Below are 26,960 nucleotides of genomic sequence, written 5' to 3'. Positions count from 1 at the left end.
AGGTCAGTTCCCGCCGCGGCCCTGGTTCCCCCGGCCCTGGCCGGCGGGCTGGCCGGTGCTCTTCCCGACGGTCTCCGCGGCCGGGGTGGCGGCGTCCCGGGCCGCCTTCGCCGCATCGCGGGCGGCCGTGTCCGCGGCCCGGGCCGCCTCGCGGCCGGCCTTCTCGGCGTCGTTGGCCGCCTGGCGGGCCTGGGCCGCAGCCAGCGCCTCCTGGGCGTGCTCGTCGGCGTGCGCCATGGCGTTGTCGAGGCCGCGGAGCCCGGCCTCCTCGTCGGCGCTCTCGTCCTCGACGACGTCGCCCTCGGTGGGCTGCTCTTCGACGGTCTCCTCCCCGAGGACGGGCTCCGCCTCGACAGGCTCCACGGGGGCGGTCTCCTCCTCGGCGTCCACCTCGTCGCGGTCGGTCCCCTCGTCGGTCGCCGTCACCTCGTCCTCCGAGCCGGCGAACTCGAACGGCGTCACGGTCTCGACCGTGCTGGCGACGGCGTCCTGCACCGGCGTGGGCAGGGCGCCGACGGCACCGGCGCCGGTGACCCCGGCGGTCGCGATGCCGACGCCGGTCGCAACCTGGGCGACCGTGCTGGCGCCGGCGAACTTCGCCGCCAGTGCGGCCAGACCTTCGAGCAGAGCCATGGATGTCGATCCCCTCGGGCGGGCGGCCGTCGGTACGGCCGTTCCTGTTCCCATCGGCACGCGCCCGCGGCCCCTGCAGCCGTGCCACCCGGTCGGGGGACGGTCAGCGGCCCGCCGGCACCCGGTCGGCGAGGTGCTCGGCGAACGTGCGCGGTGGCCGACCGAGCAGCGCGGTCAGCACGCGCGGGCTGCCGGTGAAGCCGTGCGCCCGGTACCAGTCGAACATCGTGGTGCGGCACCGGCCGGCGTAGGTCCCGTCGTCCTCGGTGCGGACGTCGACGGCGGTGACCGGCCGCCCGGAGCGGGCGGTGAGCAGCGTGGCGACGTCGGGGGCGGCGAGCGCCTCGGGGCCCACCGCCTCGAAGGTGCCGCTGTCCAGCCCGTCCTCGGTGAGCAGCACGGCGGCCGCGTCGGCCACGTCGCGCAGGTCGACGAACGACTGCGCCCGCTCCAGGCCCCACGGGCTGCGCAGCTCGCCGGTCGCGACGGCGCTGGTGAGCGCGCCGTCGAGGTTGTCGGCGTAGGCGCAGGGCTGCAGCACCCGCCACCGCGCGGGCGTGCCGGCGACGGCGCCGTCGAGCGACTCCTCGACGCGGTCCTTGGCCGCGTGGTGCGGCATGGCGCGGGCCTGGGGGCGGAGCACCGAGTGGTAGACGAGCCGGGGGATCCCCGCACGCGCGGCCGCGGTCAGCACGGCGGGCGCGCCGGTCGCCTCCGCCGGGTCGAAGTTCGGCCAGATCAGGTAGAGGGCGTCGGCGCCGGCGAGGGCGGGGGACGGGTCGCCGGTGAGGTCGCCGAGGACCACCTCGGCGCCCAGGCCGTCCAGCTGCGGCCGCGGCTTGCGCGAGGGCACCACCGCCCGGACCCGCTCGCCGTGGGCGAGGAGCGCCCGGACGACGGCCGTGCCGGTGGCCCCGCCGGCGGCGGTCACGACGATCACAGGACGTCGACCGCTTCCGCGTGCCGCACCCCGAGCTGGTCGGCGGCCTGCCCGAGCACGTCCTGCACCACGAGCGTGTCCGCCAGCGGCATCACGGCGCTCTCCGTCCGGCCGGCGCGCAGGCACTCGGTGACCTCGATCAGCTCGTGCGCGTACCCGGCGCCGGTCTGCGGGCGGGTGATCTCCTCGGGATCGGCCCCGGCGCGGTGCAGCACGATCGTCTGCGGGTGGTGGAAGCGGGGGACGACGTCGATCCACCCCGTCGTCCCGACCACGCGGGCGGCGCCCGGCAGGGCGTACTTCAGCGACGTGGTGAGCGCGGCGTTGCGGCCGTCGTCCCAGCCGAGCAGGATCGCGGCCTCAGCGTCGGCGCCGGAGGGGAAGAGCGAGCCGGTGGCGACGACGCGGTCGGGGGTGCCCAGCAGCATCTGGGCGAAGTTCACGACGTAGACCCCGAGGTCGAGCAGGGCGCCGCCGCCGAGCTCGAGCGCGAACAGCCGGTCCACGGGGTCGTACTCGCGGGCGACGCCGAGGTCGGCCTGCACCGAGCGCACCTCGCCGATGGCGCCGTCGGCCACCAGCTCGTTCAGCGCGACGACGGCCGGCTGGAACCGGGTCCACATCGCCTCCATGACGAAGGTGCCGGTCCCGCGGGCCAGGTCCACGACCTCGGTGGCGCCGGCAGTGGTGGCGGTGAACGCCTTCTCCACGAGCAGCGCCTTGCCGGCGCGCAGCGCGGCCAGCGCGAACTGGTGGTGCTGCGGGTGGGGGGTGGCCACGTACACGACGTCGACGTCCGGGTCGGTGAGGATGTCGGCGTAGGAGCCGTACGCGCGCTCCAGGCCGTGCCGGGCGGCGAACCCGTCGGCGCGCTCCTGGGACCGGGAGGCGACGGCCACGGCGCGGGCGCCGTCGACGACCGCGAAGTCCTCGACCACCTTCTCGGCGATGCGGCCCGGCCCGACGATTCCCCAGCGGATCTCTGCGCTCACTTGGTCTCCTCGCTGGCGCTCGTCGCTCGCTTCGCGCCACTGCTGTGCATCTGGGTGGGCTCGCAAGCTCGCCTCACCAGGCAGACGCTAGTCGCGGCCCGGCACACTGCTCCCCGTGGCCGTGCTGATCGACAGCCCCGTGTGGCCCTGGCGCGGGCGGATGTGGTCCCACCTGGTCAGCGACGTCTCCTACGAGGAGCTGCACGCCTTCGTCGCCGCCGAGCTCGGCATCCCGCGGCGGGCGTTCCAGGGCGACCACTACGACGTGCCGGCCGACCTCTACGACATCGCCGTCGCCGCGGGGGCCCTGCCGGTGGGCTCCCGGGAGCTGCTGGCGCGCCTGCTCGCCGCGGGCCTCAGGCTCCGGAAGCGCGCGCCCGCAGCAGGGTGAGCTCGGCGGTCAGGTTGGCCCGGGCGACCGGCTCCCACTCCTCGGCGGCGGGCAGCCGGTAGAGGCGGGGCAGCTCCAGCAGCCGTTCGAGGACGGCGATCCGCCCGGCGGTGAACTCCTCGTCGGAGAGGTGCCCGTACTCGGCCCGGACCGCCGAGGCGTACCCCGCGTAGGCGGCCGGAGGTGCCGCGAGCACCGCCAGGTCGGCGTCGCAGAGCGCGGCCCCGTTGGCGTCACCGGGCTCGGGGTCGTGCCCGGCGGTGAGCAGGACCAGCCGGGCCACCTCCTCCGCGCGCTCCTCGGGCACCAGCCCGCGCAGCCCGGCCCGTGCGCGCTCGGCGCTGACCTGCTCGTTGTCCGGGCGCAGCGGGTCGTAGACGACGTCGTGGTACCAGGCGGCCAGGGCGACGGCGTCCGGGTCGGGGACGCCGGCGGCGAGCCGCTCCAGGAGTCCGAGGACGGCCGCCAGGTGCGCGAGGTCGTGGTAGTGGCGGTGCGGCTCGCTCCAGGCGGCGACGACCGCGGCCCACTCGGTGCGCGAGATGGGGGAGTCCCCGGCCAGCGCGGCCCAGGCCTCGAACCCGACCGGGCCGCTCACCGGGCCCCGCAGGTGCGCAGCGCCAGCAGCGCGAAGGCGCGGGCGGCGGTGACGAGCTCGGCGACCGGCACCTGCTCCTGCGGGCCGTGGGCCAGGTGCAGGTCGCCCGGGCCGTAGTGCAGCGTCGGGATGCCTGCGGCGGCGTAGAGGCGCAGGTCGGTGCCCGCGGGGAGGGCGCGCTCGACCGGTGGTGGCCCGCCGGCGTCGACGACCGCGGCCCGCACCGCGGGCAGCAGCGGGTGCCCGGCCGGCAGCTCCCCGCTGGCGAACGCCCCGCCGACCCAGGTGAGCCGCACCGGGTGCTCGGCCAGCCACGGGTGCGTCGCCGAGACCTCCGCCAGCCGGGTCTCCAGCGCCGCGCGCGCCGCCTCGACCGGCTCGCCGATGCGCACCCCGTACCGCCCCTCGGCCACCAGCCGGTCGGGCACCGAGCTCGCCCAGTCGCCGGCCCGCACCCGCCCGACGGAGATGCCGTAGGGGAAGCGGGCGTCGCCGAAGCGGGGGTCGGCATCCTGTTGCCGCTCGGTCTCGAAGGCGAGCAGCGCGGCGTGCACGTGCGCGAACAGCTCGACGGCGCTCACCCCGCGGTCGCGCATGGCGGCGTGCGCGGCGTGGCCGCTGATCTCCAGCCGGAACGTGAGCGCGCCGGCATGCGCGGTGACCACGGCCTGCGCGGTGGGCTCGGGGATCACGCACAGCTCGCCGGTGTGGCCGCGCCGCAGTGCGGCCCAGGCGCCCAGGCCGCCGTCCTCCTCGCCGACGACGCCGTGCAGGGCGAGCGGGCGGGCCAGGCGGACCCCCGCCGTCCGCAGGGCGTGCACCGCGGCGAGGGTGGCGACGACGCCGGCCTTCATGTCGCAGGCGCCGCGGCCGTGCACCGCGCCATCGGCGAAGCGGGGGACGAAGGGGTCGCCGGACCACAGGTCGAGGTCGCCGGGCGGGACGACGTCGGTGTGCCCGGAGAGCACCAGCGCCGGGGTGCCCTCGCCGCCGACGGTGCCGACGACGCCCCACGCCTCGGTGCGCACCACCTCCTGGCCGGGGGCGTCGGCGGCGGCCGCCGCCTCGGCCAGGTCGACGGGCCAGCAGTCGACGTCGCAGCCGAGCTCGTCCAGCCACCTGGCGAGCAGGTGCTGCACCTCGCTCTCCGCAGCGCTGCCCCCGACGGAGGGGACGGCGATCATCGCGGCCAGCCGGTCCACGGCCCACCGCTCGTCGACGGCGGAGAGGACACGGGCCTCCACGTCGGTCAGGTCGGCCACGGTCGGAGTCTGGCACGGGGCAGCAGGGGACCGGCGCTAGCGTGACGGCCGTGACGCAGCCCCCGCCGCCGCCCGGCTGGTATCCCGATCCCGCCGGCGGCGGAGGCACCCGGTGGTGGGGCGGGCAGGGGTGGACCGAGCACGCCCGGCAGGCGGCGCCCCCGGCCGCGGGCCCGTCGCTCTACGACCAGCCGGTGCTGCTGGTGAACCAGAGGACGAAGCTGATCGAGCTCACCAACGAGTACGCCGTGCTCGACGGGAGCGGGCAGCAGATCGGCGCCGTCGTCCAGGTGGGGCAGAGCTCGCTCAAGAAGGCGGTGCGGCTGGTCTCCAACCTCGACCAGTTCCTCACCCACCGGCTCGAGGTCCGGGACGCCCGCGGGCCGGTGCTGGTGCTCACCCGGCCGGCGAAGTTCGTGAGGTCGCGGGTGGTCGTGGAGCGGCCCGACGGCGCCCCGGTCGGCGAGATCGTGCAGGCGAACGTCTTCGGGAAGATCCGCTTCGACCTGGTCGCCGGTGGGCGGCCGGTCGGCGCCATCCAGGCGGAGAACTGGCGGGCCTGGGACTTCGCGATCACCGATGCGGCCGGCGTCGAGGTCGCCCGGATCACCAAGAAGTGGGAGGGCCTGGCACGGACGATGTTCACCACGGCCGACCGCTACGTCGTCCTCGTGCACTACCGGCTGCCCGAGCCGCTGGCCAGCATGGTGATCGCCTCCGCGCTGACCGTGGACACCGCGCTCAAGCAGGACGAACGCGGCCTCAACTGACCTGCGACGGTCCGCGTCGCATCGCGGCCAGGTGCCGTCCCGACCTGCGCGGACCCCTCCGGGGCCCACGCGGAACGACCCGACCAACCGTGTCCACGGCCACGTCCCGCGACATGACGCCGGTCCGTCCGGCGCGTACGGTGGATCCCGTCCGGACCGGGTGCATCGTGCCCCCGGGTGCCATTTGGTTACGCCTTCACGGACTACCGCCCCGACCTCGGTCGGGGGCCTGGAGCCGTGTTGTGCTTTTCGCCGCGAGGCGGCCGTCATCCGGTCCGGACCTCGACGCACGAGAGCCCCCGCCCTCCGGGCGGGGGCTCTCGCGTCTTCGCCGAGCGGGTCGGCTCAGTAGGACTCCTCCGTGGTGCTCCGGCGCACCGGGGCGCCGCCCGGGTCGCCGTAGGCGTCGGTGCGGGCGACCCGGCGCTGGCGCGGGCCCCAGACGGCCAGCTCCAGGACGATGCCCAGCGCACCGACGATCATCAGGATCCAGCCGACGACCTGCAGGTCGACGCCGCTGACGTCCACGCGCAGGGCGAAGGTGAGGATCGCGCCGAGCGCGAGCAGCACGATGGCGGTTCCGAGTCGCATGACGAACTCCTCCGGTGGCGGCCGGCGGAGCGCCGGCCTGCGGCGCTCGCCGCGGGGGCGACGGTTCCCGCGCGCCGGGCGGTGAACCGCTCCTGCGCCCGATGTCACCCCGACGGGTGGGTCTGAGGCCCCCTTAGGCGGGGACCGCTACCGGGGACGGCGTGGTCGCCCGATGTCGCGGGTCCCCCCTCAGCACGACCGTTCTCCTCGTCCGAACCGATGAGAGGAACGACCATGACGTACCCCAACCCCGGACTCGAGGCCGAGCTCGCCTACCGCCGCGAGGTCCTCCAGGAGCTCGGTCGCGGCACGCGGACCCGGCGCGGTCCGTGGCTCCGCAGGCCCCGGCGTTCGCGCTGAGCACACCCCGGCCGGGTGGCGCCGGGCCCGATCGGTCACCCCCGCGTGCCACGATCCCTGCCGTGTCTCGCTGGGACGACGCCCCGCTCGTGGGCCGGGCAGAGGAGCTCGCCCACCTGCTCGCGCAGGTGGAGCGGGCCGTCGCCGGACGGGCGTGCGCCACCCTGCTCGCCGGCGACGCCGGCGTCGGCAAGACCCGGCTGCTCGACGAGCTGAGCCGGCGGGCAGCTGAGCGCGGGCTACGGGTGCTCACCGGGCACTGCGTCGACCTCGGCGACGTCGGGCTGCCCTACCTGCCCTTCGTCGACCTGCTGCGCCCGGTGGCGGCCGACCCGGACCTGGCGCCGGCCTCCCGCGAGAACCCGGTGCTCGCCGGTCTGATCGCAGGCCGCCCCGGTGCGGTCGTGCCGGTGCGTCCCCCGGCGGACGGCCAGGACCTCGGCAGCCCGCTCCCGCACCGGGCGGCTCCGCAGCCGGTCGAGGACGGCCGCCTGCAGCTGTTCGAGTCGGTGGCGGGCCTTCTGTGCGAGCTGGCGGCGGCCGGCCCGCTGCTGGTGCTGCTCGAGGACGTGCACTGGGCCGACCGGTCCAGCCGCGACCTCCTGCGCTACCTGCTGGCCCGGCTGTCCGACGAGCCGATCGCCGTCGTCGCCTCCTACCGCGCCGACGACCTGCACCGCCGGCACCCGCTCCGCCCGTTGCTGGCCGAGCTCGTCCGGCTGCCGGGCGTCGAGCGCCTCGACCTCGCCCCGCTGCCCGACCAGGCGCTCGGGCAGCTGGTGCGTGACCTGGCGCTCCGCACCGGTGGGCTCCCGGACGACGCGATCGACGACGTCGTCGCCCGCGCGGAGGGCAACGCCTTCTACGCCGAGGAGCTGCTGGCCGCGGGGCTGCACGGCGAGGGGCTCCCGCTCGCGCTGGCCGACGTCCTGCTGGCCCGGGTGGAGCAGCGCTCCCCTGCCGTCCAGCAGGTGCTGCGGGTGGCCGCTGTGGCGGGGCGCCGGGTGCGCCACGAGCTGGTCGCGGCGATCGGTGAGCTGCCGCCGGACGAGCTGGAGCGGGCGTTCGCCGAGGCGGTGCACCACCACCTGCTCGTCGTCTCCGACGACGGTCGCTACCGCTTCCGGCACGCACTGCTCCGCGAGGCCGTGCTGGCGGACCTCCTCCCGGGCGAACGGGTGCGGCTGCATGCGGCGATCGCCGGCTACCTGGACGCGCACCCCGACGCCGGCACCGCCGCGGAGCGGGCCCACCACGCCCGGGAGAGCAACGACCTCCCCGGTGCGTTCGCCGCCTCGCTGGAGGCTGCCGTGCACGCGTGCCGCGTGGGCGCCCCCGCCGAGCAGCTGCAGCACCTCGAGGCTGCGCTCGCGCTCTGGTCGGCCGTGCCGGATGCGGGCGAGCGGGCCGGCCGGGACCAGGCGGCGCTGCTGGCCGAGACGGCGGCCGCCGCGCGCACCGTGGGGGAGCTCCACCGCGCCGTGGCCCTGCTCCGCTCAGCGCTGGAGGCGCTCGGCCCTGACGGCGACCCGGCCAGGCGCGCCCGGGTGCACTACACGCTCGCCCAGGCCATGGTGCGCGTCGAGGACGTCACCGGTGCGCACCGGGAGAGCGCCGCGGCCATGGCGCTCGTGCCCGCGCAGCCGCCGTCGGAGGAGCGCACGTGGGCGGCGGCCACGTTCGCACGGTTGAGCTACAGCAAGGGCGACCTGGCGGAGGCGGAGGCGGCGGCCGAGGAGGCGCTGGCCGCGGCCGACGTGCTGGGCCTGGAGGGCGCCTGGTCCGACATCGCGGTGACCCAGGTGCGCGCGCTGCCCGGAGCCGACCCCGTGGCGGTCCGGGCCCGGCTGGACGAGGCGCTGGCACGGGCCCGGCGGTCCGGAGACGTGGACGTCGAGATGCGGGTGCTGTTCAACCTCGCCACGGTGTCGTTCGAGGCCGGCCGCATCGGCGAGGCGCTGGAGTGGACCCGGTGCGGCACGCGGCGGGCGGGCGACCTCGGCATCGAGTGGTCGTACTACCCGGCCGAGCTCCGGCACCTGCAGGTGACGGCCCTCTACATGACCGGGGAGTGGGACGCGAGCCTGGCGGAGGCCGACCTGCTGGCCCGGGTGCCGGAGATGGCCGCGCACGTGCGCGCCGCCGGGCTCCTCGTCCTCGTCGGGCGGGGGGAGCCGGCCGCGCGCGAGCGCGTCGACTGGGCCCGCGGGCTCATCCCGCGCCTCGGCGCGCACGTGCTCCTCGACCTCGTCACGGCCGGTTCCGAGATCGATCTGGCGGCGTGGCAGGGCGACGCCCGGACCGCCGTCGACGTCGCCCTGGCCGCTAGTGGGCGGCTGCAGCGTGCGTGGACCGACCACCTGGGCGTCCTGCGGCTGGCCGGCACGGCGCTCGCTGCCGTCGCCGACGCCGCAGCCGCGGCCCGGGGGGCCGGGGACGTGGCGGAGGAGTCCCGGTGGACCGAGGTCGGTGGGGAGCTGGTCGACGTCGCCGGTTCGGCGGTCGAGATCTACCGGCGGTGGTGGGGCGACACGATGGGCGTCGAGGCGAGGGCCTGGCAGGCCCGGGTGGCGGCCGAGGCGGCCCGGCTGCGCGGGGACGCCGCACCCGAGCTGTGGCGCGCGGCGGTCGAGGCGTTCGGGTTCGGGCACGTCTACGAGGAGGCGCGGTCCCGCCGGCGGCTCGCCGAGGCGCTCCTGGCGACCGGCGACCGGGCCGGAGCGGGGGAGCAGGCGCTGGCCGCGCACGAGGTCGCCGTCCGGGTGGGGGCACGGCCGCTGCGGGAGGCGGTCGAGGCGCTGGCACGCCGCGGCAGGCTCGACGTCGCCGGCGTCCGGACGGTCGACGTCTCCGCCGTCCTCACCCCGCGGGAGGCGGAGGTGCTGCGGCTGCTGGCCCTCGGGCGCACGAACCGGCAGATCGGCGCGGAGCTCTACATCAGCGAGAAGACCGCCAGCGTCCACGTGAGCAACATCCTGGCCAAGTTCGGCGCGGGCGGCCGCACCGAGGCCGTCGCCATCGCCGCGAGCCGGGGCCTGCTACCGACACCGTGATCGATCGCGCCGAGTGGGGCCCGGAGGGCTCCGCGCAGGTGGGATGCAACGGCTCCACTCTCCAGGGGAGCCCCCTGGCCGCGGTGTCGTCCGGAGGACGACGGTGTCACCGCGGTGTCGTCCGGAGGACGACGGTGTCAGAGCATCGTGCGGAGGCGCTCGCGGCGGGCGCGGAGGACGTCGACCGACGCCGACGCCGACGGCGGGCCGGGCACCGACTGGCGCAGCTGCGTGTGCACCACCGCCTGCGGCTGCGAGGTGCGCGCCGCCACCCGGTTGACCAGCCGGTTGATCTCCCGCCGCAGCTCCGCGGCATCGCGCCACGAGCGGCCGGCGTCGTCCTCGTCCGGGTGGTCCTCGACGACCATGAAGTCGTCGGCGTCGTCCCGGTGGCTCTGGGCGATGCGCAGCCGCAGCTCCTCGTCGCGCTTGGCCAGCAGCGACGCCGTCTGCTCAGGGGTGAGCAGGCCGGGGATGCCGAGGAAGTCCTCCTCCTCCGGGGCCACGACCGTCGCCGGGCGGCCCTCACCGGTGTGCGCCGTCCCCCCGTGCAGCACGTGCGCGAAGCGGGCGTCGGCCTCCAGGGCCTCCCACTGCTTCATGCCGTCGGGGTCCTTCTCCTTGGGTGGCAGCGGCTCGAGGTCGAGCTCGTCGCCCTGCACCGTCTTCGGCGGCGGCATGACGTGGTTGCGCTGCTCCTCCATCGAGGCGGCCAGCGTCAGCAGCGGGCGGACGGCGGGGAGGAACACCGTGGCCGACTCGTGCGCGGCCCGCGAGCGGACGACGCGGCCGACGGCCTGGGCGAAGAACAACGGCGTCCGGTAGGAGGTCATCCACGCGAGGACGGCGGCGCGCGGCACGTCCACGCCTTCGGAGATCATCCGGACGCAGACGGCGATCCGGGCTGACCCGGTCGCGAACCGCTCGATCTTCTTCGACGCCTTCGGGTCGTCCGAGAGGATCAGCTCCGGCGCCTTGCCCGTCACCCGGCGCACGATCTTGGCGTAGTCGCGGGCGTCGTCCTGGTCGCTGGCGAGGATCAGCCCGGCGGCGTCGGGCATGCCGCCCTCCTCGCGCAGGTGCGTGATCCGGTCGTCCATCGCGGCGATGACGTGCGGCACCCACTGGCCCTTCGGGTCCAGGGCGGTGCGCCATGCCTGCATCTCCACCGACTTGGTGCCGGCCTCGCTGAGTGACGCGGCGACGACCTCGCCGGCGGAGTTCCGCCAGCGCGAGGTCCCGGTGTAGGCGGCGAAGACCACCGGGCGGACCACGTTGTCGGCGAGCGCCTCCTTGTACCCGTAGGTGTAGTCGGCGCGGCTGACCAGACCGCCCGCCTCGCCCTCGAAGGTGTCCTCCTCGTAGCGGACGAAAGGGATGCGCTCGTCGGGCTTGGTGCGGAACGGCGTCCCGGTGAGGCAGAGCCGGCGCGCGGCCATGCCGTAGGCCTCCTCGACCGCCTCGCCCCAGGAGAGCCCGTCGCCGGCGTGGTGCACCTCGTCGAGGATGACCAGCGACTTGACGGCGGTGGCGCGGGCGGCGTGCAGCATCGGTTTGCCGGCGACCTGCGCGTAGGTGGTGACGTAGCCCTGGGTGCCGGCGCGCACCGGGCCGACGGCGTTGGTCAGGTTCGGGTCGAGGACGATGCCCATCGCGTCGGCCGCTTCGGCCCACTGCAACCGCAGGTGGTCGGTGGGGGCGACGACGACCACGCGTGCCACCTCCCGCCGCGACAGCAGCCGAGCGGCCAGCGTGAGGGCGAAGGTCGTCTTCCCGGCGCCGGGCGTAGCGGTGACCAGGAAGTCCTTGGGGGAGGCCTCCTCGTACTGGCCGAGGGCGGCCTGCTGCCATGCCCGGAGCGGTCGGCTGGTCGTCTGCGGGGCCCGGGCCGCCGCTGCTGCTGCAGTCGCCATGTCGGGACCCATCTTCGCTGCCGCGCGGACGACACGCCCAACCGGTCTCCTGCCGCGCGCCCCGCCGGGCGGCACGTATGGCCGCGTGCCAACAGGCCTGTGACCTGGCCCTATGTCCATCGTTGCGCGGTCGGTGTGGCGATCGTCATGGCATGGACGGACCGGCTCGTCACTCCCGTCGGCCCCGGGGATCCCAGGCGTCCCCGGCGGCATCGCGGTCACTTGACAGACTCCGGCGGTGCGCTGGCTGACCGGTCCCGACCAGGTGACCTCGCGGCTGCGGGCGGGGCTCGTCGCCTGCTGGCGGGACGTCGCCAACGCCGGGGGAGCGGTCGGCTTCGCCCGGCAGGTACCGGTGGACGACGGTGTCGTGGCGCCGGTGGTCGACCGGCTGGTCGCGGGGCTCGACCCGCGGCTGTGCCGGGTCCTCGTCGCCGAGCACGAGGGAGAGGTCGCCGGCTGGCTGGTGCTGACCGGCAACGCCGACCCTGTCGCGGCGCACTGGGGGCGCGTGACGCACGTCCAGACGGCGCTGCCCTCCCGGGGTCGCGGCGTGGGTGGCGCGCTGATGACCGAGGTGGCCCGCGCGGCGCGCGACGACCTCGACCTGGAGTCGTTGCGGCTCGAGGTGCGTGGCGGGATGGGGCTGGAGACGTTCTACGCGCGGTACGGCTGGGTGGTCACCGGCTGCTGGCCGGGAGCTCTGCAGGTCGCCCCGGGCGACCGCCGCAACGAGGTGCTGATGGGCCTGGACCTGCGGCCGGCCGGCGGCTGATCGGCGAGAACTGTCAGAGGTCGAACGTATGTTCGATGCATGACGGACGGGTGTGCTGCCGACGACGCGCCACCGGCCGGGTGGGCGTCCGGTCCGCTCGGCGCGGTGCAGGCCGCTGACCGGGAGATCGCCCGGCAGACCGCGCTGCGGGCCCGGGCGATCGCCGAGTTCGCCGCGACCCGCCCGGCATCGGTCGACCGGCAGCCCGGCGAGCCGGGCACCATGAGTGCCGATCGCCGGGCGTCGCGCGCTGAGGTGCTGTCCGGGGTCAGCGAGTGGGCGACGCAGGAGCTCGCCCTCGCCCTGTCCCGCACCTCGCAGTCGGCCGAGGCGCTGCTCACCCGGTCCCTCACCCTCGTGCACCGCTTGCCAGGGACGCTGGACGCCCTCGAGTCGGGGGCGCTGCACGACGGGCATCTGTGGCCGATGCTCGGCACCGTCGCACCGATCGCCGACGCGGGGATCCGGGCGGAGGTGGAGGCCGAGCTGCTCGCCTGGGCCGCCGGCCGGGTCACCACCCCGGCGCAGCTGGGTGACAAGGCGCGCCGGGTGGTGCTCCGGCGGGACGCCCGGGACGCCGCCGGCCGGCTGACCCGGGCGCTCCACGAGCGCGGCGTCTCCGTCCGGCCCGGTGCCACCGACGGGACGGCGGTGCTCAGCGCGCTGATCTCCGTGCCGGAGGCGCAAGCCCTCCTCGACGCGCTGGGTCGGTACGCCGACGCCCTGGATTCCACGCCCGACGACCGGCGCACCCGCGGGCAGAAGATGGCCGACCGCCTGCTCGATCTGGTGCTGCGGCCGGGGGAGAACGATCTCGCGCCCGTGCAGGCGCAGCTCACCCTGGTGGCCGGGGTGCGCACGATGCTGGGGGGCGACCAGCCGGGGGAGATCAACGGCCATGTCGTACCGGCCGAGATGGTGCGGGCTCTCGCTCGCGCGCTGGGCCTCCTGCCCGACTCTGTGGCACCGGCTGGAGCCGCACGGCCGGTCGACGCGGCGGCACCGGTACCCGCGGAGCCACCCGCACCCGCGGAGCCGGACGAGCCCGCGCCGCCGGAGGAGACTGCGCCGTCGGAAAAGACCGCGGAGCCGGACGAGACGTGGTCGCCCGGCACCCGCCCACCGGACGCGTGGGAGGAGGAGACCCTGGCCGACTGGTGGGCCGCCACCGAGGCGCGGGTGCTGGAGGAGTGGGGCGGCGCGGAGGCCCCGCCACCCGAGGAGCAGGCCCGGTTCTGGGAGGAAGCGGCCCGCTGGGAGGCGATGCCGGCCGCGGTGGACCTCCTCCCGTGGCTGGACTCTGCTTGGAGCGTGGACGACGGCCCGTGGTCCGAGCCCGGCCCCGAGCGGCGCTCCGGCCCTGCCCCCGCCGGCGCACCGCCGCAAGACCCCCGGCTCACTTCTGCGCTGGCCGACGCCCCTGTGCCCCGGCCAGGTCACGCCCTCGCCGACGCCCCTGCGCCTGGGGCCGGTCCTTGGGCTGCCGCCGACCGTGCCGTCGAGGCGGCGGGGGCGGTCCTGCTGGACCTGGAGCGGGCGGTGGGTCGGGCGAGAGGTGCGGTGGCGGCCGCGGGGGTGGCTGACGCGGAGGACGAAGCCGATTGGCGGAGGAGCGAGGGAGGGCGGACCTCCTCGGCCTCTGATGCCCTCACCGCACTCGGAGCCGCGACCCAGGCCCAACGCACCGCACTCGCGCAGCTGCTCGACCGGACCGGTGGCGGTGGGCTGGTCGACCGCCCGCGGATCGCGGTCGTCGACGAGCTGACGGGCGCGCTGGTGGCGCTCACCGACAGCGATGAACTCCGCCGGCGGTCCCGGTGCGAGGGCAGCGCCTGCCGGCAGAACCCGGCCTGCTGCACCCACGACCTGAGCGCCTTCCCGGGCCTCGGCGCTCCGCCGCCGACCGACGGATACCGGCCGGGCGCCCGGCTCGACCGCTTCCTGCGGGCTCGCGACCGCCGGTGCCGGTTCCCCGGCTGCCGCCGGCCGGTACCCAGGAGCGGCGAGCTGGATCACGACCGGCGCTGGCCCGACGGCGAGACGAGCGCAGAGAACCTCGTCGGCTACTGCACCCCGCACCACCGCGGCAAGCACCAGGCCCCGGGTTGGCAGCACGAGCTGGCCGCAGACGGCACGCTCACCGTGACCACCCCCGGCGGCCTGGTCGCCTCGACGTCCCCACCGCCGTACTGATGCGCCCCGCGGCGCCGCTACGGTGCGGGCGCATGACGCGGTTCGTGATCGACGCACCGACGCTGCTGCACCTGGTCGCCGAGGGCATCGAGATCGCGCCAGGTCAGTCGGCGGGCTCGTCCACCCAGTCGGGGCCGTTGACCTCACCGGAACCGGCCAGGTCAGCGGCGTCGACGATCGAGTACGCGTAGCCCTGCTCGGCGAGGAACCGCTGCCGGTGGGCGGCGTACTCGCTGTCGAGGGTGTCCCGGCTGACGACGGTGTAGAAGTGCGCCTGCCGGCCGTCGGCCTTGGGCCGCAGCACCCGGCCGAGGCGCTGCGCCTCCTCCTGGCGTGACCCGAACGTCCCCGACACCTGCACCGCGACCGCGGCCTCGGGCAGGTCGATGGAGAAGTTGGCGACCTTCGAGACCACCAGCGTCTTGATCTCGCCGGTGCGGAAGGCGTCGAACAGCCGCTCCCGCTCCCTGTTCGTCGTCGACCCCTGGATCACCGGGGCGTCGAGCGCCTCACCCAGCGCCTCCAGCTGGTCGAGATAGGCGCCGATGACCAGCTTCTGCTCGTCGGGGTGACGGTCGAGCACCCGGCGGATCACCGGCAACTTCGACTGCGCGGTCGCCGCGATCCGGTACCGCTCCTCGGGCTCCGCGACGGCGTAGGTCATCCGCTCCTCGTCGTCGAGCGCGACCCGCACCTCCACGCACTCGGCCGGCGCGATGTAGCCCTGCTGCTCGATGTCCTTCCACGGCGCGTCGTAGCGCTTCGGCCCGATCAGGGAGAAGACGTCGTCCTCGCGGCCGTCCTCGCGCACCAGCGTCGCGGTCAGCCCCAGCCGGCGGCGGGACTGCAGGTCGGCGGTCAGCCGGAAGATCGGCGCCGGCAGCAGGTGCACCTCGTCGTAGACGATCAGGCCCCAGTCCTGCGCGTCGAAGAGGTCAAGGTGCCGGTACTCGCCCTTCCGGCGGGTGGTGATCACCTGGTAGGTCGCGATGGTGACCGGCCGGATCTCCTTGCGCTCGCCGGAGTACTCGCCGATCTCCTCCTCGGTCAGCGTGGTCCGCGCGATCAGCTCGCGCTTCCACTGCCGCCCGGAGACGGTGTTGGTGACCAGGATGAGCGTGGTCGCCTTGGCCTCGGCCATCGCCGCCGCGCCGACCAGCGTCTTCCCCGCACCGCAGGGCAGCACGACGACACCCGAGCCGCCCGCCCAGAAGCCGTCCACGGCCTCCTGCTGGTAGTCGCGCAGCTGCCAGTTGTCCTGCTCCAGGAAGATCGGGTGCGCCGTGCCGTCGACGTAACCGGCGAGGTCCTCGGCCGGCCAGCCGACCTTGAGCAGCGCCTGCTTGAGCCGGCCGCGCTCGGCCGCGTGCACCACGATCGAGTCGTCGTCGATGCGGGCGCCCAACATCGGCGCGACCTTCTTCGACCGGATGACCTCCTCGAGCACCGCGCGGTCCGAGGACGTCAGCACCAGCCCGTGGATCGGGTTCTGCGCCAGGGTCAGCCGGCCGAAGCGGTCCATCGTGTCGGCGACGTCGACCAGCAGCGCGTGCGGCACGGGGTAGCGCGAGTAGCGCACCAGCGCGTCGACGACCTGCTCGGCGTCGTGGCCGGCCGCGCGGGCGTTCCACAGCGCGAGCGGGGTCACCCGGTAGGTGTGCACGTGCTCGGGGGAGCGCTCCAGCTCCGCGAACGGGGCGATGGCCGCGCGGCACTCACGGGCCAGCGGGTGGTCGACCTCGAGCAGCAAGGTCTTGTCCGACTGGACGATCAAGGGGCCGTCAGACACGCGTCAACTCTCTCCATGGGGCGGGGGTTGCCCACGGTAACGCCGGGGGGCGACACGACCTTCCCTCTCGCCGGGGTCGGGGACGGCGCGGGGGATCGATAGGTTGCCGGTGTGGGTTCGGCGCGCTGGTGGTTCCTCGCGGCGACGGCTTCCTGCGCGGCGGCCTGGGCGTGGTCGCTGGCGCGGCTGCCCGACCGGGTGCCGGTGCACTTCGGCGGCGGTGGCGAACCGGACCGGTGGGCCGGTCGCGCGGAGGCGCTGTGGACCGCCGGTCTGCTCGGGCTCGGCATGGCGCTGCTGTTCGCCGGCCTGGTGGTGATGGTCCAGCGGGCGCCCGCCCACCTGTTCGACGTGCCGCACCCCGGGTACTGGAAGCGCCCTGAGCACCTGCCCCGCCTGCGGGCACTGGTGGCCGATGACCTGTGGTGGATCGGCGCGTGGACGCTGCTGTTGATCGCCGCGGTGCAGGTGCTGGTGGTCCGCGCCGCGCAAGCGGCCGATCCCCGGCTCGACGGCTGGGCCTTCCTCGTCCTCGGGCTCTACCTGCTCGCGGTCCTCGGCCGGGTCGGCTGGATGCTCACCCGCCGCTACCGGGTGCCGGAGCCCGGCTGACGTCGAGCGCCACCCGTACTCGGTCGCCGGCGCGCAGCCCCTCGGCGGCCCGCACCGGCTTCTTCACGGGCAGCAGGTAGGAGCCGCTCCGCGCGTCCGGGAACACCGAGGTCTCCCACGAGGTGCCGCCCACCGTGACCGCCACCCGCACGGAGCCGAAACCGACGCGGGCACCGGCGCCGAGCTCCCGGACCTCGTCGGCGACCGCCGGCGGCAGGGTGAGGAAGTGCCACCCGGCCGGGCCGTCGTGGACCCACAGGACGGCGGTGAACGTCTCGGTCACGGCGGCACGGTAGGCCGCCCCACCGACGGAACGCCGCCGGTCAGACCGCGTCGTCGTCCTCCACCAGGGCCACGGAGGTGATCCGGTGGACGGCGAAGGTGCGGCTCTCCCCGCGTCGCTCGTCGTACCCCTGCAGGAAGCCCCCGGCCAGTGACACCGGCTGCAGCACGCGCTGGCTGCCGCTGCCCTGGGCGTCCACGTAGCCCAGCCACACCGGCACCCCGTCCCGGACCGCCCGCGACAGCAGCTCCAGGGTCGACGCCGTCGTCACCCCGGGCACCTGGCGCACCGCCTCGCCGCGGCGCGCGGCGAGCGCCGCGTCGCCGGCCCGGATCTCCCGCACCGTCGTGTCCAGGTCGGCGGCGCCCAGCGGGCGTGGCGCGGTCGGCGGCTCGGTGCCGCGGCGGCCGGCGGCGCGCGGCCGGGCCGGCGGACGGGTGAGCACCGCCCCACCCGGGTGCTCACCGGCCGGGGCGTAGCCGGCCTCCCGCAGCACGGTCAGCACCTCGTCGGCGCCGAGCCCGCTCACCAGCACCCCGGGCGCCAGCCGGCGCAGCTCGGCGGCGGCGGTGCGCCGGTCGCTCAGCACCTGGGACAGCAGCCCGTGGTCGTCCGAGCGCACGTAGGACTCGATCGCGCCCACCCGCAGCCGCCCGTGCTGGCGGGCGACGTCGTCGACCAGGTAGTCCAGCGCCTGCGGCACGGGCGTCCGGGACGCCTTGGCGAAGAAGTCGTGCAGATCCGAGGCCGACCAGCCGGCGTCCAGCGCCCGGCGGACCGAGGACTCCGAGACCCGGAACACCGTCGCCCCGCCGGAGGACTCGACGTCGGCGACGACGGAGAGCGTGTCGGCGAGCTCCGCGACCAGCGGACCCGGCGCGATCAGCGACAGGTCGGGCTGGGCCAGGACGTGGTCGACGGGCTCGGGCAGCAGCCCGCGCATGCCGTCGGCCGCGCCGTCCTCACCGCCGGCCAGCAGGCCGCGACCGCCGGTGGAGAGCACCCCATTCACGAGGACACCGAGCCGCGCGGCCTCGGCCAGCATGTCGGGCACCGGCGCCAGCCGGTCGGCCCGCCGCGGGGTGCGCCAGCGCAGCAGCCCGGTCAACTCGTCCGCCGCCAACCCGGACCCCGGGGGCTGCTCGGCGAGCACGGCCAGCGCCGACCGGCGGATCGCCGGCGCGGTGTGCCGCACCAGGTCCGGGGAGAGCGGGTTGGCGGCCTTGCCGGCGAGGTCCCGCACGCCCACGAGCGAGGGCAGCCGGACGCCGCCCAGCCACCCGGCCGCCAGCACCGCCCAGCGGTCGGCGAGGTCCTGCTCCCGCCAGACGTCGTAGGCGCGGGTGGGCAGCCACTCGTCGCGGTGCGGCCCGCCCACGTCGAGCAGCCCGCCGGCGTGGGCCAGCTCCAGCAGCCAGGCGGCGTCGGGCTCGCTCGCCTTGAGCGTCCGGGCCAGCCGCTTCTGGTCGCGGACCCCCACCCCGCCGCTGCGCAGCAGCCCGGCCGGCTCGTCCTCCAGCAGCGCCAGCAGCTCGCCGACCCGGCCCACCTGCTCCAGCGCCGCACCGGCGGCCTGCCGGTCCACCACCTGCGGGTCGCGGGTGACGACGGCGGGCTCCGGTCGCCGGCGCGGCGGTCCGTAGGGGCGGTCACCCCGCAGCAGCAGGCCCAGCTCGCGGGGCAGCTCGACGTTCAGCGCGTCGATGCGCGCCAGCAGGCCCCGCTGCAGCAGCCGCCGCGCCGGGGAGGCGCTCCCGTTGGGGCTGTCGGGCAGGTGGCCGACCGGGCGGTCGCCCGCCAGCCGCTCGAGCACCTGCCGCTCCTCAGGGGTCAGCTCGCCGACGGCGGCGGCGAGGTCCGCGGGCAGCTGCAGGCGCAGGTCCACCGCCCGGCGGCCCAGCCCGGCGGGGTGCCGGACGGCGCGGCGCACCGGGTCCGGCGCGTGCAGGACGTCGTCGCCCCACAGGAGGGCCCGCGCGGTGAGCGCCTCGACCGCGCCGGCGACGACGTCCTCGGGCACCTCGGGCAGCTCGCCGGACAGCGCGTCCGGGGCCAGGCCGTCGGTGGGGGCCAGCAGCACGACGTCGAGCACCTGCAGGGTGGCGGCGTCGAGCTCGTCGAGGGCCCGGTCCACCGACACCGGGACGGCGAGCCGGCTGGCCAGCGCGACGACGTCGGACGGTGCGGGGCGGGCCACGTCGGGCCGGGCCGCCAGCAGCGCGCGCAACTGCTCGTCGCTGCGGGTGCGCAACCAGGCGGCGAGCGTCGCGGGGGCTTCCGTGGACATCCGGTCCACGCTACGTCGCCGTCCCCGCGGACGCTGCTGCCAGCATGGGCGCATGCACCCGGCGAGTGACGACCCCGGCACCCGGACCTCCCTGGCCGCCCTCCAGGTCGGCGCGCTGCGCTGGCTGGGCGGCGGCGCCATCGCCGTCGTCCTGGGGGTCCTCCTGGGCGTCGCCACGGTCACGCTGGCCGGCGAGGACGGCCGGCGGGTACCCGGCGCCGGGCTCGCGGTCATGGCCCTCGTGCTCGGCGGGGTGGCCGCCGTCGTCGTCGGCGTGGGGGCCCTGATGCGCACCAGCCGCTGGCGGCGGGCGCTGGCCGGCACCACCTGGCGCTCCGGGCGGCTCTTCGTCGCCGGGCCCGCCGTCCTGGCCTTCGAGCCCGACAGCGGGGAGGACGCCGTCCACCTGCGCCTGCTCAGCACCGCCATCTGGCGGACCCGCGCGGTCCAGGAGCTCGACGGCGCCGGCGTGCTCGCCGCGCCGGTCGGTCCGGGTCAGTGGGTGTTCACCGCCGAGGGAGCGGGCACCCTCTGGGGGGCCCGGGTGGTCTCCCGGGGCCGCTGACCGCGACACCACCGCCGCCACGGGGGGCGGTGGCGCGCGGTCGGCAGGTCGGTCAGGGGAAGATGTCGGCAACAGTGCACCGCGCGGTGCACCCGGTACCGCACACGGAGGCGTCATGGCCAAGCGCAACGAGAAGCACGCGCACCTGGTGGAACCCACCTGGGGCGAGTCCGACGGCGGCGGACCGCCGGTCACCGAGCTCTCCGCCTCGGTCGCCGGGGGGCTGTCGCCGTTCGGCGAGGACCACGGGTTCCCGATCCCCGCGGAGCGCCTGCGCTACGCCCACCCGACGGACAAGCCGAACCGGGCCGGCGTCCAGACCGCAGAGGGCCGGCGGCGGTGAGCGCGCCCGCGCTGCCGTCCTACAGCAGCGGGACCTCCACGGTCCCCCTGCTCGGTGACACGATCGGGGCGAACCTGGATCGGACGGCGGCGCGGGTGGGTGACCACGAGGCGCTCGTCGAGTGCGCCTCGGGTCGCCGCTGGAGCTACCCGCAGCTGGTGGCCGACGTCGACGCCTGCGCGCTCGGGCTCGACGCCCTCGGCGTCGGCAAGGGCGACCGGGTCGGCATCTGGGCGCCCAACTGCGCCGAGTGGGTCTTCGTCCAGTACGCGACGGCGAAGCTCGGCGCGATCCTGGTCAACATCAACCCGGCCTACCGGACCCACGAGCTGGCCTACGTGCTGAAGCAGGCCGGCATCTCGGTGCTGGTGAGCGCGCCGGAGTTCAAGACCAGCGACTACCGCGCCATGGTGGCGGAGGTCCGGGGGGAGTGCCCGGCGCTGCGCGAGGTCGTCTTCCTGGGGTCCGGCGAGTGGGACCGGCTCATGGCGACCGGCCGGGCCGGCGACCGGGGCCGGCTGGCCGAGCGAGCCCTCGAGCTCTCGGCCGACGACCCGATCAACATCCAGTACACCTCCGGCACGACGGGCTTCCCGAAGGGCGCCACGCTCACCCACCACAACCTGCTCAACAACGGGTTCTTCGTGGGGGAGGGCTGCGGCTACACCGAGGCCGACCGCATCTGCATCCCGGTTCCCTACTACCACTGCTTCGGCATGGGCATGGGCAACCTGGCGGCCACCAGCCACGGCGCGACCATGGTCATCCCCGCGCCCGGCTTCGACCCGGCGCTGACGCTGCGCGCCGTCCAGGACGAGCGCTGCACCTCGCTCTACGGCGTCCCGACGATGTTCATCGCCGAGCTGGGTCTGCCCGACTTCGCCGACTACGACCTCTCCACCCTGCGCACCGGCATCATGGCCGGCTCACCGTGCCCGGTGGAGGTGATGAAGCGGGTCGTCGCCGAGATGGGGATGACCGAGGTGACCATCTGCTACGGCATGACCGAGACCTCGCCGGTCTCCACCCAGACCGGCGCGGACGACGACCTGGACCGCCGGACCTCCACCGTCGGCCGCGTGCACCCGCACCTCGAGGTGAAGGTCGTCGACCCGACCACCGGGCTGACCGTGCCCCGCGGGACGCCGGGGGAGTTCTGCACCCGCGGCTACTCGGTGATGCTCGGCTACTGGGAGGAGCCGGAGAAGACCGCCGAGGCGATCGACGCCGCCCGCTGGATGCACACCGGCGACCTCGCCGTCATGGACGAGGCCGGCTACCTGAACATCGTGGGCCGGATCAAGGACATGGTGATCCGCGGCGGGGAGAACGTGTACCCGCGGGAGATCGAGGAGTTCCTCTACACCCACCCCGACGTCGTGGACGCGCAGGTGATCGGCGTCCCCGACGAGCGGTACGGGGAGGAGCTCATGGCCTGGGTGCGGCTGCGCGAGGGGGCCGAGCCGCTCACCGCCGAGTCCCTGCGGGAGTTCTGCGCCGGCAGGCTGGCCCACTACAAGGTGCCGCGGTACGTGAAGGTCGTCGACGAGTTCCCGATGACCGTCACCGGCAAGGTGCGCAAGGTCGAGATGCGCCAGGTCGCGGTCTCCGAGCTCGGGCTGGAGTCCGCCGCCGCGGTGCGGAACGCCTAGACGCGGGCACTGCTCTCGGGGGCCAGCTTGACGATCAGCTTCGACAGCAGCGAGCCCGCGATCACCCAGATCAGCGCCGCCAGCGCGGTGTTGACCGCCTCGGCGACCTCCGGGTCCGACGGCGTGAACAGGTCGCGGGTGAACCAGCCGAAGGAGTCGCGCCAGCCGGCCGCGAACTGCACCAGCACGTTCGCCGGGTTGGCCTCGAACAGGACGAACACGGCGTGGACGACGAGGACCGCGGCGATCACCGAGAAGACGGCGCGCACGATCGTGGCGACCAGTGACAGCATGCGGGCGGCTCCGGACATGCGGTCATGATCCACGGAACCATGTGCCACCGCGACCGGCCTCCCCCCGGTCAGGTGGCCGCGACCGGCACCACGAGCGCCCGGTGGTCCGACAGCGGCAGCCGCACCGCCTCGGCCGGACCGCTCGCGCGCAGGCCGCCGCGCACCAGGACGTGGTCGAGCTGCCGCGACGGCCGCGGCGCCGGGAAGGTGGCCGCCGTCGCGATCGGCGTCAGCCCGCTGTACCGGGCGGCGGCGCGCTGCTGCATGTTCAGGTCGCCCAGGAGCACCAGCGGCTCGCGGGTGCCCTCCAGCGAGCGCACCAGCGTGCGCAGCTGGTGGCCGTTCCACCGGGGGATGAAGGACAGGTGGGTGTTGCAGACCGTGAACTGGCCGAACGGTCCCTCCAGGACGGCCGCCACCGCCACCCGCGGCTCGTCGCGGGCCAGGAAGGGACGCCGGGACTGCGGGGACCACAGCGGCACGCTGACCCGCAGCGGGGCCATCCGCACCACCCGCCAGGAGACGACGGGGTAGCGCGACAGGAGCGAGATGCCGTAGCTCGCCGACCCGGGCTGCTCCTCGCCGGTCGCGGCCATCCAGGTGCCGCCGGGCGTCCCGTCGAGGGCCGCGACGAACTGCGAGTCGACCGCGCCCATCGCCTCGGCGGCGACGGCGGTGAGGTCCGCGCCGAACGACCGCGGCTGGTCGCGGTCGACCTCCTGCAGGCCGAGCACGTCGGCATCCAGGGTTTTCACCGCGGCGGCCAGCCGGTCGACGTCGACCCGGCCGTCGTCGAGGGAGCGTCCGTGCAGGATGTTGAAGCTCGCGATGCGCACCTGCTCCCTGTGCCCCGCTGCCCGCCGGGTCCAACCCCGCCGTGTGCCCCGGTGACATGCGGGTAGCAGGCGGCAGGTGCAGACGTCTCCCCGCGACCAGGTGCGCGACCTGCTGAAGCGGACCGCCGTCGCGCTCAAGCAGGGCGACGTGCCGTTCGCGCTCTGCGGTGGCTACGCCGCCTGGGTGCGCGGTGCCCCCGAGCCCGACCACGACGCCGACTTCCTCGTGCCGGCCGGTGAGGCCGAGCGGGCGGCGAAGGCGCTGGTCGCCGCCGGTCTGGACGTCGTCGACCCGGCGGAGGACTGGCTGCTCAAGGTGGAGCGGGACGAGGTCTTCGTCGACGTCATCTGGCGGACCTGCGGTCGGCCGGTGGAGAACGACCTGGTCGAGCGCGCAGAGGTGCTGCCGGTGCTCTCGGTGCAGATGCCGGTGATGCTGCCGACCGACATCGTCGTCTCGAAGCTGATGGCGCTGGACGAGCACTACTGCGACTTCTCCCGGCTCCTGCCGGTCGCCCGGGCGCTGCGGGAGCAGGTCGACTGGGCCCGGGTGGCCGCCGAGGTGGCGGAGAACGACTTCGCCGTCGTCTTCCTGCACCTGGTGGAGCGGCTGGGGGTCGTGCCGGACGTCACCCGGGGATGACGACCGCGACGGCGGCGGCGAGGGCGGTGAGGACGACCGCCGCCGTCGCGCCCCGCGCCGCCGACCGGCCGACCACCGCCCCCTCCGCGGCGACCCGCCGCTGCACCTGGCGGTAGCGGACCGGCGCGAGCCCGCCCAGCACCGCCAGCCCGAGCAGCGCGGCGACCCCCGCGAGGACCAGCAGCGCCGGCCTGCCCAGGTGCACCGCCCGGTGCCCGACCAGCCCGGCCACGGCCAGCAGCCCCAGGCCCGTGCGCTGCCAGGCCAGCGCCGTGCGCTCGGGCTGGGTCTCCACCGGCGCGCTCACCCGCGCATCACCTCCAGGCCCACCAGGACCCCGACCACGACCACCACCGCCGCCACGGCGGCGACCGCCGCCGGGACGAGCACGCTCGACGGCAGCGCGCGCCCGGCCGCGATCGCCTCCTCGTTCGCCTGCCAGCGGCGGTACCCGGCCAGCGCGATGCCCAGCCCGATGACGACCAGCGCGAGCGCGACCGCGGCGCTGCCCCAGCGCACCCCGAGGTCCGGCGCGTAGGTGGCGACGGCCACCCCGCCGGCGACCAGGGCCAGCCCGGTCCGCAGCCAGGCCAGCAGCGTGCGCTCGTTGGCGAGGGTGAAGCGGTAGTCGGGGTGGTCGGGCACCGGCCCAGCGTAGGGACACCCTCGGAATCGGCAGGTGGGCGCGACGCAGCGGCGGCTAACCTGTCAGCCAGCGGTGTCCTGCCGCCGTCGTCCCACCGCGCCAGACCGAGAGCTGAGGGAATCCACCGTGCCCACCGGCAGAGTGAAGTGGTTCAACGCGGAGAAGGGTTTCGGGTTCCTGTCCCGCGAGGACGGTCCCGACGTCTTCGTGCACAAGGACGCCCTCCCCGCCGGTACCGACCTCAAGCCGGGGCAGCGCGTGGAGTTCGGCATCGTCGCGGGTCGCCGGGGGGACCAGGCGCTGCAGGTGCGGCTGCTGGACCCGCTGCCGTCGGTGGCCGCCACCGTCGCCGCGGCCAGCCGGCGCAAGCCCGACGAGCTGGTGCCGATCGTCGAGGACCTGATCAAGCTGCTCGACGACGTCTCCGAGGGTCTGCGGCACGGCCGGTACCCCGAGCGTGGCCACGCCCGCAAGGTCGCCGCCGTGCTCCGCGCGGTGGCCGGCGACCTGGAGGGCTGAGCGCCCTCAGCTCGCCAGGTCACCTCCGGCACGCAGGAAGCCGACCGGCCAGGCCGCGGTGAACTCCCCGCAGTCGCCGCCGGCGTCCTCGACGACGACGAGGTAGAAGGCCGGCGGGACGACGTCGGAGGAGCTGATCTCCGCGAACGTCTCCGTCCCCGCCGGGACGTCGACCTCGCCGATCAGCTCCTCCAGCGACTCGTCGAACACCTGCACCTGCCAGCCGCGCTCCGCGATCGCCTCGGGGACGGTCAGGGTGATGGTGGTGTCGGGGGAGACCTCGACCACCGGCGGCGTCGTGCCGTAGCGCTGCCCCTCGCCGTCGAGGCAGTACTGGGTGGGCGCGGCGGTGACGTCCTGGCTGCCGGCCTGCACCCGCACGTCCTGCGGGGTGGCGGGCTCGCCGGCGCAGGCCGACAGCGAGCCGGCCGCGCAGAGGGCGAGCAGCAGCGCGGGGAGGGGGGTTCTCACGACCACGACGGTCCCACCGGCGTCGTCGGCGCATCGGAGGCCCCCGTCGCCGTCGCCGGGGGACGGCTGCGGTAGAGGCTCCACAGGATCAGCCCGACGGCGAGCACGAGCAGCGCCGCGGCGACGGTGAAGCCGAGCCAGCCCGTGGGCGGGAGCGCGATGCCCAGCGCCCCGCCGACGACCCAGGCCAGCTGCAGCACCGTCTCGGAGCGGGCGAACGCCGAGGCGCGCAGGCTCTCGGGCACCTCGCGCTGGATGATCGCGTCGAGCGACACCTTGCCCAGCGCGTTCGCCACGGCGGAGACGCCGGCGACCAGCACCGCCATGCCGAACCCGTAGAAGACCGCGGCCAGCACCGTCACCGCCGCGGCGCCCGAGGCGGCGTGCAGCACGAGGCGGTCGGGGGCCGCGGTGTGCATGCGCGAGCCGACGGCGGTCCCCGTGAAGCTCCCGAGCCCCGCGGCTGCGGCCAGCGCGCCCAGGGCGAGGGTGGCCGACCAGCCGTCGGCGAAGGTGGCCTGCACCAGGAACGCGGCGAAGATGGTGAGGAACCCGCCCAGGCCGCGCAACGCCGCGTTGGCCCGCAGCGCCAGCACCACGTGCGGGGTGACCCGCCGGCGGCGGCCGGGCAGCGGGATCTCGGTGGTGCTGAGGACGTCGGCGGGCTCCTCGCCCGTGGGGACGTCGACGTGGCGGGGGAGGCGGACGGCGAGCACCGCCCCGGCCAGGAAGACCGCCGCGGTCGCCCACAGCTCCCAGTCGAAGCCGAGCAGCGCGGCCACCCCGGCGCCGAGCCCCCCGGCGACGCCGGCGGTCACCAGGCCGAACACCGACAGCCGCGCGTTCGCGGAGGTCAGCGACATCGGACCGGGCAGCACCCGGGGGACCACCGCCGCCCGCAGCACGTTGTGCGCCTTGGAGAGCACCAGCACCCCGAGCGCCGCCGGGTAGAGCCAGAGGTCGTCGAAGTGCCCGGCCATCACCAGGGCCAGGGCGGCCCGGCCGCCGAGCGAGACCGCCAGCGCCCACCGGCGGCCGCGCTGCAGCCGGTCCAGGGCCGGGCCGATGACCGGCGCGAGGAGGGCGAACGGCGCCATGGTCACCAGCAGGTAGAGCGCCACGTTGCCGCGCTGGGCGTCGGCGGTGGCGGCGAAGAAGAGGGTCCCGGCCAGGGAGACGGCGATCATCGCGTCTCCGGCCATGTGCAGCGCGTTCACCCACAGCAGGTGGGTCAGCCCGCTCTCGCCCGCGCCGTCGGCCCGGCTGGCGGTGCGTACCCGACGCGCGGCGGCGACGGTGAGCTCGCGGCTGCGGGCGGCGGCGACCCGGGTGACGGTGACCTTCGGTCCGGGCTGCGGCATCGGTCGGGTCTGCGGCCGCGGCACGCCCAGCGGGGTCGTGTCCAGGGGCGGCGCCGCCTCCTGCCCGCCCGCCCGCGACCACCGGCGGGCACCGGAGGAGCGGCGGGGTGCGGACACGCCGCCCATGGTGCCGCACCGACCCGGGAGTGCGGTGCCGGACGCCGGGTGGCCCGTCCGCCACAATGGGGG

General features: G+C 75.6%; 28 protein-coding genes. 12 read left to right on the top strand and 16 right to left on the bottom strand.

What is annotated here, in order from left to right:
* Positions 1–3 precede the first annotated feature (3 nt).
* From ACI794_RS05795 to ACI794_RS05785, 3 genes are all read right to left on the bottom strand, one after another.
* Positions 4–633 (bottom strand): hypothetical protein, encoded by a 630-nt coding sequence (locus ACI794_RS05795; protein ID WP_456615845.1) that lies wholly within the window; start codon positions 631–633, stop codon positions 4–6.
* 103 nt (positions 634–736) lie between these two features.
* A complete protein-coding gene (locus ACI794_RS05790) occupies positions 737–1,564 on the bottom strand; it encodes an SDR family oxidoreductase (RefSeq protein WP_456615844.1) in 828 nt (275 codons plus the stop codon).
* 5 nt (positions 1,565–1,569) lie between these two features.
* Complete coding sequence (locus ACI794_RS05785; protein ID WP_456615843.1) at positions 1,570–2,565, bottom strand: Gfo/Idh/MocA family protein; 996 nt, start codon at positions 2,563–2,565, stop codon at positions 1,570–1,572.
* A 115-nt stretch (positions 2,566–2,680) separates the two neighbouring features.
* On the opposite strand from ACI794_RS05785, the gene ACI794_RS05780 reads away from it, so the two are divergent.
* Positions 2,681–2,956 (top strand): DUF4031 domain-containing protein, encoded by a 276-nt coding sequence (locus ACI794_RS05780; protein ID WP_456601097.1) that lies wholly within the window; start codon positions 2,681–2,683, stop codon positions 2,954–2,956.
* Here the strand turns inward: ACI794_RS05780 and ACI794_RS05775 are convergent.
* On the bottom strand, positions 2,922–3,554 hold the full coding sequence (locus ACI794_RS05775; protein ID WP_456601096.1) for an HD domain-containing protein: 633 nt from the start codon (positions 3,552–3,554) through the stop codon (positions 2,922–2,924). The genes ACI794_RS05780 and ACI794_RS05775 overlap by 35 nt on opposite strands.
* A complete protein-coding gene (locus tag ACI794_RS05770; RefSeq protein WP_456601095.1) occupies positions 3,551–4,816 on the bottom strand; it encodes an ArgE/DapE family deacylase in 1,266 nt (421 codons plus the stop codon). The genes ACI794_RS05775 and ACI794_RS05770 overlap by 4 nt, the downstream gene beginning before the upstream one ends.
* A 50-nt stretch (positions 4,817–4,866) precedes the next feature.
* Between ACI794_RS05770 and ACI794_RS05765 the strand changes: the two genes are divergently transcribed.
* Positions 4,867–5,586 carry an LURP-one-related/scramblase family protein gene (locus ACI794_RS05765; protein WP_456601094.1) on the top strand — a complete coding sequence of 240 codons (720 nt, stop codon included), beginning with the start codon at positions 4,867–4,869 and terminating at the stop codon, positions 5,584–5,586.
* A gap of 345 nt (positions 5,587–5,931) precedes the next feature.
* Here ACI794_RS05765 and ACI794_RS05760 read toward each other — a convergent pair whose 3' ends face one another.
* Positions 5,932–6,177 (bottom strand): DUF6458 family protein, encoded by a 246-nt coding sequence (locus ACI794_RS05760; RefSeq protein WP_456615842.1) that lies wholly within the window; start codon positions 6,175–6,177, stop codon positions 5,932–5,934.
* 234 nt (positions 6,178–6,411) lie between these two features.
* Here ACI794_RS05760 and ACI794_RS05755 point away from each other — a divergent pair, with 234 nt between their 5' ends.
* The gene (locus ACI794_RS05755; protein WP_456601092.1) at positions 6,412–6,537 is read left to right on the top strand and encodes a hypothetical protein; all 126 of its coding nucleotides are present in this window, start codon (positions 6,412–6,414) and stop codon (positions 6,535–6,537) included.
* Between the two features lie 62 nt (positions 6,538–6,599).
* The gene (locus ACI794_RS05750; RefSeq protein WP_456615841.1) at positions 6,600–9,590 is read left to right on the top strand and encodes a helix-turn-helix transcriptional regulator; all 2,991 of its coding nucleotides are present in this window, start codon (positions 6,600–6,602) and stop codon (positions 9,588–9,590) included.
* Between the two features lie 137 nt (positions 9,591–9,727).
* Here ACI794_RS05750 and ACI794_RS05745 read toward each other — a convergent pair whose 3' ends face one another.
* The gene (locus tag ACI794_RS05745; RefSeq protein WP_456579511.1) at positions 9,728–11,503 is read right to left on the bottom strand and encodes a DEAD/DEAH box helicase; all 1,776 of its coding nucleotides are present in this window, start codon (positions 11,501–11,503) and stop codon (positions 9,728–9,730) included.
* Between the two features lie 238 nt (positions 11,504–11,741).
* On the opposite strand from ACI794_RS05745, the gene ACI794_RS05740 reads away from it, so the two are divergent.
* Positions 11,742–12,278, top strand: coding sequence for an N-acetyltransferase family protein (locus ACI794_RS05740; protein ID WP_456615840.1), 537 nt, complete (start codon positions 11,742–11,744; stop codon positions 12,276–12,278).
* A gap of 39 nt (positions 12,279–12,317) precedes the next feature.
* Positions 12,318–14,471, top strand: coding sequence for a DUF222 domain-containing protein (locus tag ACI794_RS05735; RefSeq protein WP_456615839.1), 2,154 nt, complete (start codon positions 12,318–12,320; stop codon positions 14,469–14,471).
* Positions 14,472–14,574: 103 nt separating this feature from the next.
* Here ACI794_RS05735 and ACI794_RS05730 read toward each other — a convergent pair whose 3' ends face one another.
* A complete protein-coding gene (locus ACI794_RS05730) occupies positions 14,575–16,260 on the bottom strand; it encodes a DNA repair helicase XPB (RefSeq protein ID WP_456615838.1) in 1,686 nt (561 codons plus the stop codon).
* 111 nt (positions 16,261–16,371) lie between these two features.
* On the opposite strand from ACI794_RS05730, the gene ACI794_RS05725 reads away from it, so the two are divergent.
* The gene (locus tag ACI794_RS05725; protein ID WP_456601087.1) at positions 16,372–16,872 is read left to right on the top strand and encodes a DUF1648 domain-containing protein; all 501 of its coding nucleotides are present in this window, start codon (positions 16,372–16,374) and stop codon (positions 16,870–16,872) included.
* Here ACI794_RS05725 and ACI794_RS05720 read toward each other — a convergent pair.
* Together ACI794_RS05720 and ACI794_RS05715 are read right to left on the bottom strand one after the other, a co-directional pair.
* Complete coding sequence (locus tag ACI794_RS05720) at positions 16,838–17,155, bottom strand: DUF1905 domain-containing protein (protein WP_456601086.1); 318 nt, start codon at positions 17,153–17,155, stop codon at positions 16,838–16,840. The genes ACI794_RS05725 and ACI794_RS05720 overlap by 35 nt on opposite strands.
* Before the next feature lie 40 nt (positions 17,156–17,195).
* Positions 17,196–19,442: a helicase-associated domain-containing protein gene (locus ACI794_RS05715; RefSeq protein WP_456615837.1), complete on the bottom strand. Its 2,247-nt coding sequence runs from the start codon at positions 19,440–19,442 to the stop codon at positions 17,196–17,198.
* 52 nt (positions 19,443–19,494) lie between these two features.
* Here ACI794_RS05715 and ACI794_RS05710 point away from each other — a divergent pair, with 52 nt between their 5' ends.
* From ACI794_RS05710 to ACI794_RS05700, 3 genes are all read left to right on the top strand, one after another.
* The gene (locus tag ACI794_RS05710; protein ID WP_456579504.1) at positions 19,495–20,007 is read left to right on the top strand and encodes a hypothetical protein; all 513 of its coding nucleotides are present in this window, start codon (positions 19,495–19,497) and stop codon (positions 20,005–20,007) included.
* 115 nt (positions 20,008–20,122) lie between these two features.
* The gene (locus ACI794_RS05705; RefSeq protein WP_456579503.1) at positions 20,123–20,350 is read left to right on the top strand and encodes a hypothetical protein; all 228 of its coding nucleotides are present in this window, start codon (positions 20,123–20,125) and stop codon (positions 20,348–20,350) included.
* Complete coding sequence (locus ACI794_RS05700; RefSeq protein ID WP_456601084.1) at positions 20,347–22,002, top strand: AMP-binding protein; 1,656 nt, start codon at positions 20,347–20,349, stop codon at positions 22,000–22,002. Before ACI794_RS05705 ends, ACI794_RS05700 begins: the two co-directional genes overlap by 4 nt.
* Here the strand turns inward: ACI794_RS05700 and ACI794_RS05695 are convergent.
* Positions 21,999–22,313 carry a hypothetical protein gene (locus ACI794_RS05695; RefSeq protein WP_456615836.1) on the bottom strand — a complete coding sequence of 105 codons (315 nt, stop codon included), beginning with the start codon at positions 22,311–22,313 and terminating at the stop codon, positions 21,999–22,001. The two genes, ACI794_RS05700 and ACI794_RS05695, sit on opposite strands and share 4 nt — an antisense overlap.
* Before the next feature lie 50 nt (positions 22,314–22,363).
* On the bottom strand, positions 22,364–23,131 hold the full coding sequence (locus tag ACI794_RS05690; protein WP_456615835.1) for an endonuclease/exonuclease/phosphatase family protein: 768 nt from the start codon (positions 23,129–23,131) through the stop codon (positions 22,364–22,366).
* 76 nt (positions 23,132–23,207) lie between these two features.
* On the opposite strand from ACI794_RS05690, the gene ACI794_RS05685 reads away from it, so the two are divergent.
* The gene (locus tag ACI794_RS05685; protein ID WP_456601081.1) at positions 23,208–23,774 is read left to right on the top strand and encodes a nucleotidyltransferase family protein; all 567 of its coding nucleotides are present in this window, start codon (positions 23,208–23,210) and stop codon (positions 23,772–23,774) included.
* Here ACI794_RS05685 and ACI794_RS05680 read toward each other — a convergent pair.
* Positions 23,761–24,081, bottom strand: coding sequence for a DUF202 domain-containing protein (locus ACI794_RS05680; RefSeq protein ID WP_456601080.1), 321 nt, complete (start codon positions 24,079–24,081; stop codon positions 23,761–23,763). The two genes, ACI794_RS05685 and ACI794_RS05680, sit on opposite strands and share 14 nt — an antisense overlap.
* On the bottom strand, positions 24,078–24,419 hold the full coding sequence (locus ACI794_RS05675) for a YidH family protein (protein ID WP_456601079.1): 342 nt from the start codon (positions 24,417–24,419) through the stop codon (positions 24,078–24,080). The genes ACI794_RS05680 and ACI794_RS05675 overlap by 4 nt, the downstream gene beginning before the upstream one ends.
* Before the next feature lie 127 nt (positions 24,420–24,546).
* On the opposite strand from ACI794_RS05675, the gene ACI794_RS05670 reads away from it, so the two are divergent.
* Complete coding sequence (locus ACI794_RS05670; protein ID WP_456579496.1) at positions 24,547–24,939, top strand: cold-shock protein; 393 nt, start codon at positions 24,547–24,549, stop codon at positions 24,937–24,939.
* Positions 24,940–24,945: 6 nt separating this feature from the next.
* On the opposite strand, the gene ACI794_RS05665 is transcribed toward ACI794_RS05670, so the two are convergent.
* Together ACI794_RS05665 and ACI794_RS05660 are read right to left on the bottom strand one after the other, a co-directional pair.
* Positions 24,946–25,410: a DUF2771 family protein gene (locus ACI794_RS05665; RefSeq protein WP_456601078.1), complete on the bottom strand. Its 465-nt coding sequence runs from the start codon at positions 25,408–25,410 to the stop codon at positions 24,946–24,948.
* The gene (locus ACI794_RS05660; protein ID WP_456615834.1) at positions 25,407–26,897 is read right to left on the bottom strand and encodes an MFS transporter; all 1,491 of its coding nucleotides are present in this window, start codon (positions 26,895–26,897) and stop codon (positions 25,407–25,409) included. Before ACI794_RS05660 ends, ACI794_RS05665 begins: the two co-directional genes overlap by 4 nt.
* Positions 26,898–26,960: the final 63 nt, after the last annotated feature.

This window comes from Blastococcus sp. SYSU DS0541 (assembly GCF_054050875.1).
This window is presented reverse-complemented; position numbering and strand designations above follow the sequence as displayed.